The following is a 14942-nucleotide window of genomic DNA, read 5'->3' as shown; positions in this document are numbered from 1 at the left end:
GGCTAATATTAAAAAAACTACCATTAAAACACATTGTTACAGTTGTTATTTGCTAAAAATATAACTAAATTAATGTGCAATTTATATTTAAATTTTTTTTGATTATCTAATGTGTTATTTAAAATAAAAATGGTTAATATATTTTTGATATCTTCTTTTGATATCACTCATCAGTTAATAAAAGGTGGATAATATGTTAAATAAATTTGATATTAATAAAATAGTCGCTCTTAAGAATAAGTCTAAGTGCCTCACTATCATGACTATTGGTAATAAATAGTATTTTTATATATAGGTAGATAATTAAAATTATCTACTTATATGAAAACTTAATTTACTTAAAAAAGGATTTTTATGAAATTTATATGTGATCCTAATTTTATACAATCAATGTATTTAAAGGGAAATATAAGGGAAAATGTTCTTTCATCTTTAGAGCATGTTTTATATGTGTGTGAAAATGTACTAGATAAAGACACTCATTATAAAATAAAAGAAATAATTGTTTTGTATAGAAAGATAAATTTTTCGAGTGGATTCTTATTTTTTATAATTAAAGAAATCAGCAATGCTATTGAAAAAAAATTGATGGATAGAATAAGTTATTGTTTTAATCTTATCCCACTTTTGATTTTAGAAAATAGAAAAATTTTTATTGCAAATAGTGAGAATCTATCGCCTGAATTATTTGATTTTTATTCAAATATTAAAGATGATGTTTACAGTTTTTCATGTGTTGATGAGTATATGGAGAGTAACAGTGTAATAGATAAATTAGAAAATTCATTTGAAATAATAAAGAAATATGATGATGAACTTTATAAAGAAATATTTACTATTGTAGATGAATTTTTTATTTTTAAATCTAATACTGTAGAAGGTGATGTTGTTTATTCTGGTAGTGACTTCAATAAACTTGGTACGGTTTTTATAAATTATGAAATATTAAAAAAAGAAAATTATTTTATAGTAGACAAGATTATACATGAATCTGCTCATCAAATCCTTTTATCCATTATGACTGTTGATGAAGTTGTTTTGAATAGTGATAATGAAAGATATCCTTCACCATTACGAAAAGAATTAAGAACAATGAATGGTATCTATCATGCCGCTTTTGTTTTATATAGATTATCTGGATTTTTTTATAAAATAGTAAAGAGCAACGATGAAGATAAAGATGCTTATTTAAATTTAACAAAAAACTTAAGGCAATTTAAAAGTTGTTATAAGGTTATTATGGAAAAAGGAAATTTAACAAATCTCGGGAAAAGTATAATAGATAAATGTAATTTATATGTTGAGGATATATTAAATGAAAATTATAGAAACTCTTGATGAGAAAACTATTAAATTAATGAAATCTTTTAATAATGATATCTTAAGACGACTTGAAGAAGATCTTTATCCTATAGCGCCAGCTTTAGTATCTAGATTAGTGAAAAATATATATCAAGATGCTTATCAACGAGAAGTTTTAACCATCCGAGAACGACATATTGCAACTATTTCTGCTTTAGTTGCTATGGGTGGTGCAGAAAGACAACTATCTTTCCAAAGTTTAGCAGCTTATAAACTTGGTTTTACTAGACAAGATATGGAAGAAATTTTAATACAGAATTCGATTTTTTCTGGCTTTACGAGAGCAATGAATGCAGCCGTTATCATTGATGAAACTTGGAGGAAATTTCAAAGTGGGCGAGATAATGAGGCATAAATTTTTCTATTTGTACCAGCTAGCAGATGTTATTTTTACATCTTCTTGTCGTGCTATTGGGATATTACTCGCTTGGGTAATGATCCAACACTATCAATTAAAAATTGAGCTCGGTTGGTTTATTACGGGGGCATGGTTTTCACAGGTTATTGTTCTCATTTTTATGGGGTGGTTCTCAGATCGTTTTGAGAAAATAACGATTCCGATCGTTTGTTCTTTTTTAAGTTTTATTGGTCTTATTGTACTTGAGCTTAGTGGAAGTATCTCAGCGATTGGCCTAGGAAGTATCTATATTAAAAGCGCTTTACTTTGTATCGCGATTCAACCTATTGGTTCGAGTATAATTCCAAATTTGTTTAGCCATGAAAATATCGAAAAAGCTTTTAGAATAAGAGGATTTGTAAATTCAATTAATACTGTTTTAGGTGCAATGATCTCTGGATTTATTATCAATTATTTCACTACTGAACAAACAATTAAGATTTTGACTGCTACAGTTGGAACAGCTTTTATTCTATTTATGATGGTGAAGACCAAAGAAAATATTTTAGCATCAGGTGATTTTGAGGGGTCATTTGCCTTAAAGGCATTATTAAATAACAAGATTGAGCGCGTTCTGGTTGTTGTTTCTGCCCTATCTAATTTTGTGCTTACTCCAACTTTAATGTATATAACACCTATATTAGTTATCGAAAAATATAAATATACTGCATTTGAAATCGGCATTTCAGAAGCTGTATTTGGTTTAGGGATGCTTATAGGAAGTTTGTTTTTGTGTGGGGCCTTCAATAAAAAATTTGGTATTCGCCTAACTACAATTTTGAGCATATTGAGCGTGGTCTTAGGGCTATTATCAATCTTAATTTTAAACCATATATTTGCTTTATTTCTGGGGCTACTTTTTACAGGAATCGGTGTAGTAATGTACAACATTAATACAACTAAGATCCGCTGCTTAGCAACACCTACTCATTTGAGAAATTCTTTTGAATCTTTGTTTTTAGCAGTTTGTATTATTCCGATTCCAGTGGGAGTTGCTGTATCGACTCTATTGGTTGAATCGGGAAAACTAGATCTTTCATTGGCGCTTTTCTCTTTATTAATATTTTTCTCTGCTATCGTAATTTGGCAATTAAAAGACTTTGTCATTTTGACAAATCTTGATGATCAAGAAATTGAAAACTATTATGTAAAACTATACCCCGATGCTTATCCCAATAAGGCTTAGCTTGTTCAATTTATTACAATATATTGTCTGCCAAATTACTCAAACACGGCGTTGCAGGTGTGTGAGGTAATAAGCCAACACCGTTCCTAAGATGGCGATGCTTGCTGCGATCCAACCCATATATTTAAGTCCAAGATCATGCGCGATGCTTGCACCCAGTAATGCCCCTCCCCCGATCCCGACATTATAAAGTGCAGAGAAGATAGCCATAGCGACATCAGTAGCATCCGAAGATAGGTCTAATATCTTAGCGCGTAATGCTAAACTGAGGCTGATCATGGTCATCCCCCAAAATAGTCCAAGCCCTGTGAAAGCATAAATATTTAGGCTAAGTGGTAAAAACAACAGCAGAGAAAGAGCAAGACTCAAACAGCAGACTGGAATCACCAAATGTGGGAAGCGCGGTGCAAGTAAGCCAAATAAGTACGAACCTAAGAAGCCCGCAGCACCATAGATAAATAAAAACTGTGTCGTTTGTGCTGAGCTAAACTGTGCAATATGCAAACTAAAGGGCTCAATATAGCTGTATACCGTGAATTGTGCTGTCACCATGAGGACAGTCAATGCAAAGGCAACCAACAGTGCAGGACGCTGTAGAAACAGTTTGAGGCTATGTAAATTGCCACTGTTTTGGCTCGGCAGTTTAGGTAGTGTTTTAGCAAGTATCAGACAAACAATGGCTGCACAGAGCCCAATGATGGCAAAGCTGTTTCGCCAACCTGAGTACTCACCAATAATCCGTCCTAATGGGATCCCCAAGACCATCGCCATAGCAGTTCCTGTCGACAAGAGACCTAAAGCTTGGAATTGCTTGCCCGCAGGTGCTACACGTACAGCCAGTGATGCTGTAATTGACCAAAATAAAGCATGTGCCAAAGCAATAGCGACACGACTGACAAGTAAAATTTCAAAATTCCAAGCGATATACGATAATGCATGTCCTAAAATAAATAAGCCAAATAGAGCGAATAATAAAAACCGTCGTTCAATGTTTTTGGTCCATAGCATGATGGGCAGTGACATTGAAGCGACAACCCAAGCATAGACCGTGATCATCAGCCCAACATGAGTGCTTGCTAAATTAAAGCTACGGCCAATATCGCTCAGTAATGCGACAGGAACAAATTCGGTCGTATTCACAATAAATGCCGCACAAGCTAAGGCTATGACTGCCAGCCATTGTTGCGTGGTCTGTTGCTGATGGGGTTCGCTGCTCATGAAAAAATTCGACTTGGGAGTACGGATTGAGTGTAGTGAGTATGATGATAACTGTTAAGGTCTTTATATTGATTTAAAAATGCTTTTTAGCAATATATGATATTTTTTAAAAGCTTGTTAGAGTGTGATGAAGACGTTATAAAAAGGTAATCATAAATATGCAATTTCAACATGAAGATCACGCCGAATATGGTCTATTTTTTCTTAATAATTCTGAAGGGCAACGCATCGCAGAGATTCGTTATCAATGGGCTGAACCCCATCGTATTATTGCAGATCATACTTGGGTCGATGATAGCTTGCGTGGTCAAGGTGTAGCACGAAAGTTACTTGATGCGCTGGTTGAATTTGCGCGTGAAAAACAACTTAAAATTACCGCGACATGTTCTTATGTAGTGACAATGTTCCAAAGAGATCAAAGCCTAGCTGATGTGATCGCTTAAGTTCTTAGCAATGTCCTCTCCCCCATTTTTTTGTTTGGGGAGAGGAACATTGTGTATTTAGGCTTTTGCTTGTAATGCTTGCACCAATTTTTGATGTAAACCACCAAATCCGCCATTGGACATAATTACGACAGCATCGCCTGCTTGAGCTTGGTTGACGATGGTATCGATGATCTCATCAAGTTTACGTGCAATGCATGCAGAGTTTGCTGCGGCATCAACCACAGGTTGTAAGTCCCAGTCTAGGCCTTCAGGTTGATACCAAATGACTTGGTCAGCTAAACGTGCAGAATGTGCAAGTTCAGCTTTGTGACTTCCCATACGCATCGTATTTGAGCGTGGTTCGATCACGGCCCAAAGCTTACGTTGTTGTAGGCGTTTACGAGCACCATCTAAAGTGGTGTCGATTGCTGTGGGGTGATGGGCAAAGTCGTCATAAACTTCGATTCCTGCAATTGTGCCAAGCAATTCCATACGACGTTTGACACCACCAAAATTAGATAAGGCGGTACAAGCATCTGCAATTGAAACACCTACATGTTCAGCTGCAGCAATGGTTGCCAGTGCATTGGCGACACTGTGTTGACCAGTCATACTCCACTGTACTTCACCTTGTACTGTGCCATTGTGCAAGACTTTGAAGTGCGTACCATCAATAGCAATAAGTTCTGCACTAAGCTGAGCGTTGTCATCTTGCCCAATACTAGTACGCATTACAGGAGTCCAACAGCCCATGGCCAGCACTTCATCAATATGTGTTTCAGTGATTGGTGCAATAATGCGGCCTTGACTAGGAATAGTACGTACCAAATGGTGGAATTGTTTTTGAATCGCTGCGAGATCATCAAAGATGTCAGCATGGTCAAATTCAAGATTGTTTAAGATGGCAGTTTTGGGGTGGTAATGTACGAATTTAGAGCGTTTATCGAAGAATGCAGAATCGTACTCGTCGGCCTCCACAACAAAATACTGACCCGCCCCTAAGCGCGCACTTTGACTAAAGCCAAGTGGTACACCACCAATCAAGAAGCCTGGTTCAAGCCCTGCTTGATCCAGTACCCAAGCCAACATCGTTGTTGTGGTGGTTTTACCATGTGTACCTGCTACACCAAGGACATGTTTACCTTGTAATACATGATCTGCTAAAAATTGTGGACCAGAAGTATAAGCCAGACCTTGATCAAGTAAATATTCAACGGCATCAATACCACGTTTCATGGCATTACCAACAATCACTAAATCTGGATGTGGTTGTAAATGGCTACGGTCATAGCCTTGCATGAGAGTGATGCCTGCATTTTCCAGTTGTGTGGACATCGGTGGGTAGACGTTTTCATCTGATCCAGTCACGGTATGGCCAAGATCACGTGCCAATAACGCTAATGATCCCATAAAGGTGCCACAAATACCTAAGATATGCAGATGCATACTTCACACTCCACTACTTTTATAGACACAGCACTTTTTTTTTGTGATGTTGTCGTATTTAATTGAAATTGCAGCAACGATAGCAAGGCTACTGCTGAAAAGAAAGCTGTTCTTGTATGTAGTAAAAGAAAAATTTAACTTCACTCTGGCTAAACTGGATTTTAAGGAAAACTTGATGCCCTATGCATTTGTTTTGTTAATTATCGCCAATTGTTTTATGACTTTGGCTTGGTATGGGCACCTAAAATATTTGCAAGCAGCGCCACTGTGGCAAGTTATTTTAATCAGTTGGGGCATCGCATTTTTTGAATATTTATTTATGATTCCTGCCACAAGAATGCTTTCACATCAGGGCTGGGCCATGGGACAAATGAAAATTACCCAAGAGGTATTTACCCTCTTGGTTTTTGTACCTTTTATGATTTATATGTTTAAGCAGCCTTTTAAACTTGATTATTTATGGGCTGGTTTGTGTTTATTGGGCTGCGTGTACTTTGTGTTTCGAAGTCAATAATCGATTGATCAACACGACGAGGTGGGTTTAGCTTTTAAGGGCAATTTTAGCTTTGCTGCGTTCAACTAAGGCTGATTCATCAAAATCATTCGGATGAAAGTCATAGCGGAAAAAATCGATAAATCTAGGTGTGAAAATTCGATAACTATCAAAGCCAAACTTCAAAAACTTTGCCCAAGAACGCACATTGAGTAGTTGCTTATCTCTTTTGATCAAGACCAGTTGTGAAATGTGCGTGAGTAAGGTGATGATGACTAAGGAAAGACTAAATAGAGCGACTCGCGGGATATAAGCATCAAGTTTGTTGCCGTAGAGTTCCTGATAAAGATCGTAAGCGACAGCTTTGTGTTCTGTTTCTTCAATACTGTGCCAAAGCCATAGATTGCGGATCGTTTCATCTGTCATGAGTTGATTGACATCTTTCATCATGTAGGCGACAAGTACTGCTGTGTAATGTTCTACACCTACAGTGAGTAACAAGTTCCATTTGTCAGGAAAGATTTTCTCGATGGCTTTAAGGGTAATCCCTGTAATTTTTTCGAGTGATTCAGGATTTAAACCATGTTGTTGTGAGGATTGGTGAAAGGCATGGTGCTCTTTTGAGTGCATGGATTCTTGACCAATAAATGCACCGATATCTTTGTCTAGTTGTTGATTATGTTGTACTTGACTACGAAGTTTACGCACACTACGAACAAAATAGGCTTCACCCTCAGGAAATAAAGTCGAAAGCGCGGTAAAAAAGTGAGTGTAAATGGGATCATTGGCGCACCAATATTTAGGTAAATGAGTAAACTGATAATCCATGCGGCGTACAGGAAAAGATGCGGATGTTCTTGAATAGTTGTTTTGCTGTGACATTAACGATCTCCTTGTTGATTCTAAAAAGGAACTAACAAGGCTAATTTAGTTGAAAAAAAAATAAGATCAATAAAACGACAGCTAAATATAAAGAGTTGTCCTCTAAAGACGAGGTTTTGTCCCTTAGGTCAGGGATATGGAACAGAACAAGAATGAGAAGTAGAGCGAGAAAGATGAGAATGCTTAGAGAACAACAATCTGTTCTCTAAGGCATATATTCATGTATCAGTCGTTTAGACCAAGGACATCCTTCATGTCATATTTAGCAGCAGGTTTAGCAGCCACCCAAGCTGCAGCTCGGACTGCACCTGAAGCAAAGTTCATACGGTTGGTCGCTTTATGTGTGACTTCAACGCGCTCCCCTTCACCAATGAACATGACCGTGTGCTCACCTACGATGTCACCACCACGGATGGTTTCAAAGCCGATTGTTTCGCGCTCACGTGGTCCTGTATGACCTTCACGACCGTAAACAGCAACTTTCTTTAGATCACGACCTAGGGTATCTGCAATTGCTTCACCCATCATCAGTGCTGTACCTGATGGAGCATCAACTTTATGACGATGGTGTGCTTCAATAATTTCGATATCTACAGTATCTGCAAAAACTTTAGCAGCGAGTTCTAAAAGTTTAATAGAAACGTTGACACCCACAGAGTAGTTTGCCGCATAGACAACGGGGATGTGCTGTGCTGTTTGATCAAGCTGTTGTTTTTGTTCATCAGACATACCTGTTGTCCCAATGACAATCGCAACACCAGCATCTTGGCACAGTTTTAAATGTAGCTCAGTGGCAGCTGGCGTACTAAAGTCAATTACAGCATCACATTGATCCAATACTGCTTTTAAGTCACTGGTTACTTGCACCCCGAGACGGCCAATGCCAGCCAACTCACCTGCATCAGTGCCAATCAATGAGCTTTCAGAACGTACAATTGCAGCAGCAAGTTGATAGCCAGCCTGATGCACTGCTTGAATAAGTATACGTCCCATGCGACCGCTTGCGCCCAAAATGGCAATACGTGGAGTCCCCGACATAATAGTTCCTTCGTCTCGATTTCAATCTAGGCTTACTATAACAAAACTTCGCCACTTGGCGAGTAATCTCAAGAGAATTTAAAGGCTTAGTCATGATCAAAAAAGGCCGTTTATATGAACGGCCTCAGTTGATGATGATTGTGTTGAGCGCATTGCTAAAAGAGAGACAACGCTAAAATACCTTTCTAATTTCAACACTAGGGTCATAGCGATCTAATCGCTTGGAAAGGATATGCAGTTTGCGAGTGGGTACTGCTGGGAACAAATGGTGTTCTACATGTAAGAACATATTATAAGTCATGAGTCTTTTTAATTCATGGCGTAGTGTTCGTGCCATATATACATGATCTTCTGTATCGTGATGGACGGTCCAGACTGCGAAGAATGCAGTCATACACTGTCCAACTAACATGACCAAGGCATGATATTTTAACCATGTGATATCTAAAACAGCAAAAATCAGTATCAGCACTATGGCATTGCCAATCAACTCTGCAATGATCCATCTTTTTTGCGTTTTACTTGCAACTTCTAGGGCTTTTTTATGCAGAAGAATTGGAAAGATTGGACCAAATAAAAAGGCTTGCCACCAAGACATTTGGGCACTTTTTGCTTCGATATCTTCTTCGGTCATGCAGTATTGATGATGACGTAAATGGTTAATTTGTACGGCATGCATTGAACCCAGCATGAGCATGCTCAATAGAAACATAAAATAATGTGTGAGTTTTTTATTTATGCCTAAAGCAAAGTGAAAAGCATTATGTACCTGTCGAAGCCCAGTCAGAAAGAACATAAATGAGCAAAACAATGCAAGTAAATACCAAGATTTATAGGCAAAGAAACAGGAAGTAATTAACCAAGGTGACGAAATCAATAATTCTGAAATACGATCCCATGTATTTAATTGGAGTAAGTCTCGCCACTCAACCTGTTGTAATATTTGATGATGAGTATTCATTGTTTAAAAAATATAATTATGATTAACTTCAAAATATATCGTCTGTACTGATTTTACTCAATATTAAGATACATCTATTTAAATTAATTATTTTTATAAACATAGCCACTAAAAAAATCAGGCCACTAAATGAGTGGCCTGATTCGATGATCTAAAACATGTTGTCGTAATTAATCGAACAAACGGTCAAAGAACGATTTCTTCTTTGGTGAAGATTTTTGGTCATCACCATCTAAAGTTTCTTGAAGCTCTTTGAGTAACTCACGTTGACGTGCAGTTAAGTTCACAGGTGTTTCAACAACAACACGGCAGAGTAAATCACCCTGCATGCTTGAACGTACAGGTTTTACCCCTTTACCGCGTAAACGGAACATTTTACTGGTTTGGGTGCCTTCAGGGATTTTGAGGCTAACACGACCTTCGAGTGTTGGAATTTCGATTTCTTTACCTAGCGCTGCATCCGCAATGCTTACAGGTACATCCATATAAAGATCAGCACCGTCACGTTGGAAGATTTCGTGTTCACGTACAACAACTTCAACGTAGAGGTCACCTGCTTGACCATCACGAATCGCTTCACCTTTGCCTGTTAGACGAACGCGATCGCCGTTGTCAACACCGGCAGGAATAGTCACTTCAAGTGTTTGTTGGCGGTCAGAAACACCAGAGCCATGACATTTGTTACATGGGTTCTTAATGATCTTACCTTGACCACGACATGTGCTACAGGTTTGCTGTACAGAGAAGAAACCTTGTTGCATGCGCACTTGGCCTGCACCATGACAGGTTTTACATGTTTCAACATCATTTGGATTTTTTGAACCTTTACCGTCACAGCTATCGCAAGGTGCTGGTGCAGTAAAGCTGATGGTCTTCTTAACGCCCTTAACAGCTTCCTCAAGGGTAAGCTCCATGACATAGCGTAAATCAGAACCACGTTGTTGACGTTGCTGGCCACGGCCACCACCGCCAAAAGCGCCACCAAAAATATCGCCAAATTGGCTAAAGATATCTTCGGCACTAAAACCACCGCCATGACCACCGAAGCCACCTGCGCCACCACCTTCAAACGCACTATGTCCCATACGGTCATACATACTGCGCTTTTCAGCGTCTGACAGAACCTCATAAGCTGAAGCTGCTTCTTTAAATTTTTCTTCAGCTTCGGCATTGTCTGGGTTACGGTCAGGGTGATACTTCATTGCCAACTTACGGTAGGCTTTTTTAATTTCATCATCACTAGCGGTTTTTGATACGCCCAAAACCTCATAATAATCACGTTTAGCCATAATTGGCGGTGCTCCACAGAATCTGATTGTAATTTACTGCGAACTTAAGTGGGGGTTGGGCTGTTGTTTTACAAGCGAAGCGGCTTAAAAAAACTCAAAATACTGCTTTCTTCTTCATATAGCGGTTAAATCCTTTAAACCAGGCATTTAATAAATATAACCAAGCAATAGAACTGAAAATTACGCCCAGCACAGTACAGGCCTTAACCCAAAGGAAACTGTCCCAAGGAAAAAAGGCCAATGGAATAAACCAGAGTGCAGCAAACATGGCTAATAATGAATACAGTACTGCATTGCGCATCACCCAAAAAGCATGTGCTTGGATCCAAACCTCTGCATGATCAACTTTAGCAACTTGACGTGCAAGGAAGTATGAAATAACAACACTTACAATGGTGAACAATGCAAGAAAAAGGAAAACATAAGCCAAGGTCATATAACGACGATGTTGTTCTAAACTATCTTGCCCCATGGGTATTTTTTTACCTCTATACATTGCAGGCTATCATAAAGCCGCAATGATATTTCAAATGTTATTATCAGTTGAATAGCTATCGCTATATTATTGAAAATTTCAATCTTTAGCACGACTTTTTCATAAAAAAAGATATGTATTGATCATGTGTTTCATAACTTTTATAGAAGAAATCACATAACGATGGTTAAAAGAGCATAAAACATCATTTAACTTGGGTTAGACTCATGAGTATTGTGCATTATTTTTGTAGTGCTCGCTTCATATTTGTTCAATATTTCATTTGATAAGTACAGGATCATATTTTGGATAATAAGATAAGTCTAAGTGCTGGACGTCCGAAAGACAGTGAAAAGCGCAAACGAATTTTAGCAGCTGCCAAAACTGTTTTTCTTAAATCGGGTTATCATGGCTCGAGTATGAATGAAATTGCAAAAACCGCGGGCGTGACTAAATTAACGGTCTATAATCATTTTCAAGATAAAGAAAAGTTATTTACTTGTGCAATCGCACAGGCATGTGAACAGTCAATCCAAGCACAGCGATTTTTATTAGACACCAACAGTGATTTCCATCAGTGTTTTTATCAAGCCTGTCAGCTGACATTATCGGTACTGTATCTACCTGGTTCGATTAAACTTGAGCATTTGTTAATTGAATTGGCTGCTGAAAAAAGCCCTCTGGTTAAGCAGTTTTTCAACGCATCTCATTGCCGTATGCGGTTGTTATGGGAAGATTTCTTTCAGTCTGCCGCCACATTAGAATTTTTATCTGATGCCGATTATCAACAACAGGCGACATTAATTTTGTCATTGTTATTGGGTTTACGTCATTATGAGGTATTGTTGGGGATGCGTGATCTACCTACTGCATTAGAAAAGCTGCAAATTATTGAAAACAGTATGCAAATATTCCTATTGAAATATCCAGTTAAAAAGTTAGAGTGTTAAACGATCTAAAAAACATCAAATAAGTGATCAAAAGAGGGATTTAATGTAAACAGTCATACTTTTGTGTGGCATAACTAGGAATGTCGCGTTTGTTAGACAACACAAGAAAGGAGATAAGATATGGTTCAACAAATTGATGCACCGTTACGTGATGATGTGCGGTTACTGGGCAATCTTTTAGGCGAAACGTTAAAAGAACATGCTGGACAAGATTTGTTTAACCAAATTGAACAAATTCGCGCTTTAGCCAAAGGGGCTCGTGACGGAAATATCGAGGCAGAAAAACAGCTGGAACAACTTTTTCTGAGTCTAGAAGATGATGAAATTCTACCTTTGACCCGAGCATTCTCTCACTTTCTAAACTTTGCCAATATTGCTGAGCAATATCATGTGGTGCGTAACCGTCGCCAAGCTGAGTCTGATGATTCGATGTTGTCGCCAAACGCGTTAGAACCACTTTTTGAAAAATTTAAACAGAAAAAAATTTCGAGTACCGAGTTATACCAACAAATTTGCCAACTCAATATCGAACTGGTTTTAACCGCACACCCTACAGAAGTGAGTCGTCGTACTTTAATCCAGAAATATGACGGGATTAATGATTGTTTATCGACTTTTGATCAACAAAAACTTACGCCAAAACAAAGAAAAAGAGTACTTGATGAACTCAAGCAGTTAATTAGTTCTGCTTGGCAAACCGACGAGATTCGCCAACACCGCCCAACACCGGTCGATGAAGCTAAATGGGGTTTCACCACGATCGAACAAAGCTTATGGCATGCTGTACCACAGTTTATTCGTGGTTTGGATGAATTGACTCAGCAACACTGCGACAAGTCCCTTCCTCTTGAAATTGCACCGATTCGTTTTGCTTCATGGATGGGTGGAGACCGTGATGGTAACCCGAATGTGACACATCAAGTGACTCAAGAGGTACTTTGGCTGTCACGTTGGAAAGCTGCTGATCTGTATTTACGTGATATTGAAGATTTACGTTGGGAACTTTCAGTACAAAGTTGCTCTGAAGAGTTAAAAACAGCTTTAGGTTATGATCACCCTGAACCTTACCGTGAATATTTACGTGCTACACGACAACGCCTACGTTTGACCTGTGATTGGTTAGCACATCAGTTACAAGGCAAGTTCTCTGAACTTGATCCAAGTCAGGTGATTCACCATAAAAATGAGCTATTAGAACCATTGTTGCTGTGCTATCGCTCATTGATGGACTGTAATCTGGCTGAAATTGCCAATGGCCGCCTGCTTGACTTTATTTATCGCGTGAATTGTTTTGGGATTGAGTTATTACGTTTGGATATCCGTCAAGAATCGGGGCGTCATCGTCAAGCGATTTCTGCGATTACCGAATATCTTGGTCTGGGCAATTTTGAAACTTGGACAGAGTCTGCTAAACAAAATTTCTTATTGCAAGAACTACAAAGTAAGCGACCGCTACTGCCAAAACATCTCAAAGAATCACCGCAAAGTTTAATTGAGCATCCTGATGTACAAGAGGTATTTTCGACTATGCTGACTTTGGCTAAACAGCCACAATCTGCATTAGGTGCTTATATTATTTCGATGGCCGAATACCCAAGTGATGTATTGTCTGTCCTGCTATTGCAAAAAGAAGCTGGCATTCAACATCCATTACGCATCGTACCTTTATTTGAAACGTTAAAAGACCTAGATGGTGCAGCGGACACCATGCAGACTTTGTTCAATATGCATTGGTATAAACAGCATATCCAAGGTAAGCATGAGGTGATGATTGGCTATTCAGACTCAGCCAAAGATGCAGGCTTTATGTCGGCCAACTGGGCGCAGTATCGTGCCCAAGAACAATTAACTGCTATTGCTAAGCAGCATGCGGTTCAATTGACCTTGTTCCATGGCCGTGGTGGTTCAATTAGTCGAGGTGGAGCACCAACTCAACAGGCTCTGTTCTCTCAGCCCCCGGGTTCGATCTCAGGCTCGATTCGTGTGACTGAACAAGGTGAGATGATTCGCTTTAAATTTGGTTTACAACAGATTGCTCAGCAAAACCTCGAAATTTATGCTGCTGCAACTTTAGAGGCAACATTACTGCCACCACCTGAGCCTAAGCAAGCATGGCGCGATTTGATGGATCGTATGACTGAACATTCGGTACAGGTGTACCGTGGTACGGTTCGTGAAAACCCTCACTTTGTACAGTACTTACGTACAGTAACCCCTGAGCTTGAATTACAGATGTTGCCATTAGGTTCACGCCCAGCTAAGCGTAAAGTCAGTGGTGGGATTGAATCATTGCGTGCGATTCCATGGGTGTTTGCATGGACTCAGATTCGTTTGATGCTACCTGCATGGTTAGGTACGGGTGCGGCATTGAATCAGGTGATGCAACAAGGTGAAAAATCAGCTTTGGACGAAATGCTGGCAGAGTGGCCATATTTCCAAACATTGATTGATATGTTGGAAATGGTGTTGTCTAAATCAGATCGTCATATTGCGCTGTATTATGAAGCCCACTTGACGGACGATGAAAACCTTAAAGCACTTGGCGTTGAACTTCGCCAGCGTTTACAAGATGCCGTAAATACATTATTGGCAGTCAAAGGTGAATCTAAGTTACTCAGCAGTAATGATGTACTTGATCAGGCCATGAAAGTCCGTAAGCCGTATTTGTTACCACTACATTTACTGCAAGCTGAATTAATGAAGCGTCGCCGTGAATACTTGGCCAATCGACAAGTTGAAAACACGCCTGTCGATCATGCCTTAATGGTCAGTATTGCGGGTATTGCTGCGGGTTTACGCAATACGGGCTAATTGAACATC

Annotated in this window: 14 protein-coding genes; 7 read left to right on the top strand and 7 right to left on the bottom strand. The window is 38.8% G+C overall.

The window, feature by feature from the left end; genetic code table 11:
- Positions 1-354: 354 nt before the first annotated feature.
- The 3 genes from Aru01_RS04320 to Aru01_RS04310 are packed head-to-tail and all read left to right on the top strand — an operon-like array spanning position 355 to position 2945.
- Positions 355-1338, top strand: a complete 984-nt coding sequence (locus Aru01_RS04320; RefSeq protein ID WP_016654515.1) for an aKG-HExxH-type peptide beta-hydroxylase — start codon at positions 355-357, stop codon at positions 1336-1338.
- A complete protein-coding gene (locus Aru01_RS04315; RefSeq protein ID WP_016654516.1) occupies positions 1316-1717 on the top strand; it encodes a carboxymuconolactone decarboxylase family protein in 402 nt (133 codons plus the stop codon). Before Aru01_RS04320 ends, Aru01_RS04315 begins: the two co-directional genes overlap by 23 nt.
- The gene (locus Aru01_RS04310; RefSeq protein ID WP_081407213.1) at positions 1653-2945 is read left to right on the top strand and encodes an MFS transporter; all 1293 of its coding nucleotides are present in this window, start codon (positions 1653-1655) and stop codon (positions 2943-2945) included. Before Aru01_RS04315 ends, Aru01_RS04310 begins: the two co-directional genes overlap by 65 nt.
- Before the next feature lie 39 nt (positions 2946-2984).
- On the opposite strand, the gene Aru01_RS04305 is transcribed toward Aru01_RS04310, so the two are convergent.
- Positions 2985-4163 carry a sugar transporter gene (locus Aru01_RS04305; RefSeq protein ID WP_016654518.1) on the bottom strand — a complete coding sequence of 393 codons (1179 nt, stop codon included), beginning with the start codon at positions 4161-4163 and terminating at the stop codon, positions 2985-2987.
- A 158-nt stretch (positions 4164-4321) separates the two neighbouring features.
- Between Aru01_RS04305 and Aru01_RS04300 the strand changes: the two genes are divergently transcribed.
- Complete coding sequence (locus Aru01_RS04300) at positions 4322-4606, top strand: GNAT family N-acetyltransferase (RefSeq protein WP_016654519.1); 285 nt, start codon at positions 4322-4324, stop codon at positions 4604-4606.
- A gap of 57 nt (positions 4607-4663) precedes the next feature.
- Here Aru01_RS04300 and mpl read toward each other — a convergent pair whose 3' ends face one another.
- Positions 4664-6034, bottom strand: a complete 1371-nt coding sequence (gene mpl, locus Aru01_RS04295) for a UDP-N-acetylmuramate:L-alanyl-gamma-D-glutamyl-meso-diaminopimelate ligase (RefSeq protein ID WP_016654520.1) — start codon at positions 6032-6034, stop codon at positions 4664-4666.
- Between the two features lie 175 nt (positions 6035-6209).
- On the opposite strand from mpl, the gene Aru01_RS04290 reads away from it, so the two are divergent.
- Entirely contained in the window at positions 6210-6548 is a 339-nt protein-coding gene (locus Aru01_RS04290; RefSeq protein ID WP_016654521.1) for a DMT family protein, read from the top strand.
- 27 nt (positions 6549-6575) lie between these two features.
- Here the strand turns inward: Aru01_RS04290 and Aru01_RS04285 are convergent, their stop codons facing one another.
- From Aru01_RS04285 to Aru01_RS04265, 5 genes are all read right to left on the bottom strand, one after another.
- On the bottom strand, positions 6576-7409 hold the full coding sequence (locus tag Aru01_RS04285; RefSeq protein ID WP_016654522.1) for a metal-dependent hydrolase: 834 nt from the start codon (positions 7407-7409) through the stop codon (positions 6576-6578).
- A gap of 225 nt (positions 7410-7634) precedes the next feature.
- Positions 7635-8447 (bottom strand): 4-hydroxy-tetrahydrodipicolinate reductase, encoded by an 813-nt coding sequence (dapB, locus tag Aru01_RS04280; RefSeq protein WP_016654523.1) that lies wholly within the window; start codon positions 8445-8447, stop codon positions 7635-7637.
- 172 nt (positions 8448-8619) lie between these two features.
- The gene (locus Aru01_RS04275; RefSeq protein WP_016654524.1) at positions 8620-9408 is read right to left on the bottom strand and encodes a fatty acid desaturase family protein; all 789 of its coding nucleotides are present in this window, start codon (positions 9406-9408) and stop codon (positions 8620-8622) included.
- A 170-nt stretch (positions 9409-9578) separates the two neighbouring features.
- Positions 9579-10697, bottom strand: a complete 1119-nt coding sequence (gene dnaJ, locus Aru01_RS04270; RefSeq protein ID WP_016654525.1) for a molecular chaperone DnaJ — start codon at positions 10695-10697, stop codon at positions 9579-9581.
- A 94-nt stretch (positions 10698-10791) separates the two neighbouring features.
- Positions 10792-11169: a hypothetical protein gene (locus tag Aru01_RS04265; RefSeq protein ID WP_016654526.1), complete on the bottom strand. Its 378-nt coding sequence runs from the start codon at positions 11167-11169 to the stop codon at positions 10792-10794.
- Positions 11170-11489: 320 nt separating this feature from the next.
- Between Aru01_RS04265 and Aru01_RS04260 the strand changes: the two genes are divergently transcribed.
- Positions 11490-12122 carry a TetR/AcrR family transcriptional regulator gene (locus tag Aru01_RS04260; protein WP_040330988.1) on the top strand — a complete coding sequence of 211 codons (633 nt, stop codon included), beginning with the start codon at positions 11490-11492 and terminating at the stop codon, positions 12120-12122.
- A gap of 120 nt (positions 12123-12242) precedes the next feature.
- Positions 12243-14933, top strand: coding sequence for a phosphoenolpyruvate carboxylase (gene ppc / locus Aru01_RS04255; RefSeq protein WP_016654528.1), 2691 nt, complete (start codon positions 12243-12245; stop codon positions 14931-14933).
- Positions 14934-14942 lie beyond the last annotated feature (9 nt).

The sequence above is a fragment of the Acinetobacter rudis genome, from assembly GCF_000829675.1.
In the GTDB taxonomy this organism is placed as follows: Bacteria; Pseudomonadota; Gammaproteobacteria; order Pseudomonadales; family Moraxellaceae; genus Acinetobacter; species Acinetobacter rudis.
Note: the sequence above shows the minus strand (reverse complement) of the source record. Positions and strands in the feature narration are given on the sequence as shown.

What these genes read in the sequence shown, in the direction of transcription:
- Aru01_RS04320 (WP_016654515.1), top strand. Translation starts at nt 355, where the DNA reads ATGAAATTTATATGTGATCCTAATTTTATACAATCAATGTATTTAAAG.
- Aru01_RS04315 (WP_016654516.1), top strand. Translation starts at nt 1,316, where the DNA reads ATGAAAATTATAGAAACTCTTGATGAGAAAACTATTAAATTAATGAAA.
- Aru01_RS04310 (WP_081407213.1), top strand. Translation starts at nt 1,653, where the DNA reads ATGCAGCCGTTATCATTGATGAAACTTGGAGGAAATTTCAAAGTGGGC.
- Aru01_RS04305 (WP_016654518.1), bottom strand. Translation starts at nt 4,163, where the DNA reads ATGAGCAGCGAACCCCATCAGCAACAGACCACGCAACAATGGCTGGCA.
- Aru01_RS04300 (WP_016654519.1), top strand. Translation starts at nt 4,322, where the DNA reads ATGCAATTTCAACATGAAGATCACGCCGAATATGGTCTATTTTTTCTT.
- mpl (WP_016654520.1), bottom strand. Translation starts at nt 6,034, where the DNA reads ATGCATCTGCATATCTTAGGTATTTGTGGCACCTTTATGGGATCATTA.
- Aru01_RS04290 (WP_016654521.1), top strand. Translation starts at nt 6,210, where the DNA reads ATGCCCTATGCATTTGTTTTGTTAATTATCGCCAATTGTTTTATGACT.
- Aru01_RS04285 (WP_016654522.1), bottom strand. Translation starts at nt 7,409, where the DNA reads ATGTCACAGCAAAACAACTATTCAAGAACATCCGCATCTTTTCCTGTA.
- dapB (WP_016654523.1), bottom strand. Translation starts at nt 8,447, where the DNA reads ATGTCGGGGACTCCACGTATTGCCATTTTGGGCGCAAGCGGTCGCATG.
- Aru01_RS04275 (WP_016654524.1), bottom strand. Translation starts at nt 9,408, where the DNA reads ATGAATACTCATCATCAAATATTACAACAGGTTGAGTGGCGAGACTTA.
- dnaJ (WP_016654525.1), bottom strand. Translation starts at nt 10,697, where the DNA reads ATGGCTAAACGTGATTATTATGAGGTTTTGGGCGTATCAAAAACCGCT.
- Aru01_RS04265 (WP_016654526.1), bottom strand. Translation starts at nt 11,169, where the DNA reads ATGGGGCAAGATAGTTTAGAACAACATCGTCGTTATATGACCTTGGCT.
- ppc (WP_016654528.1), top strand. Translation starts at nt 12,243, where the DNA reads ATGGTTCAACAAATTGATGCACCGTTACGTGATGATGTGCGGTTACTG.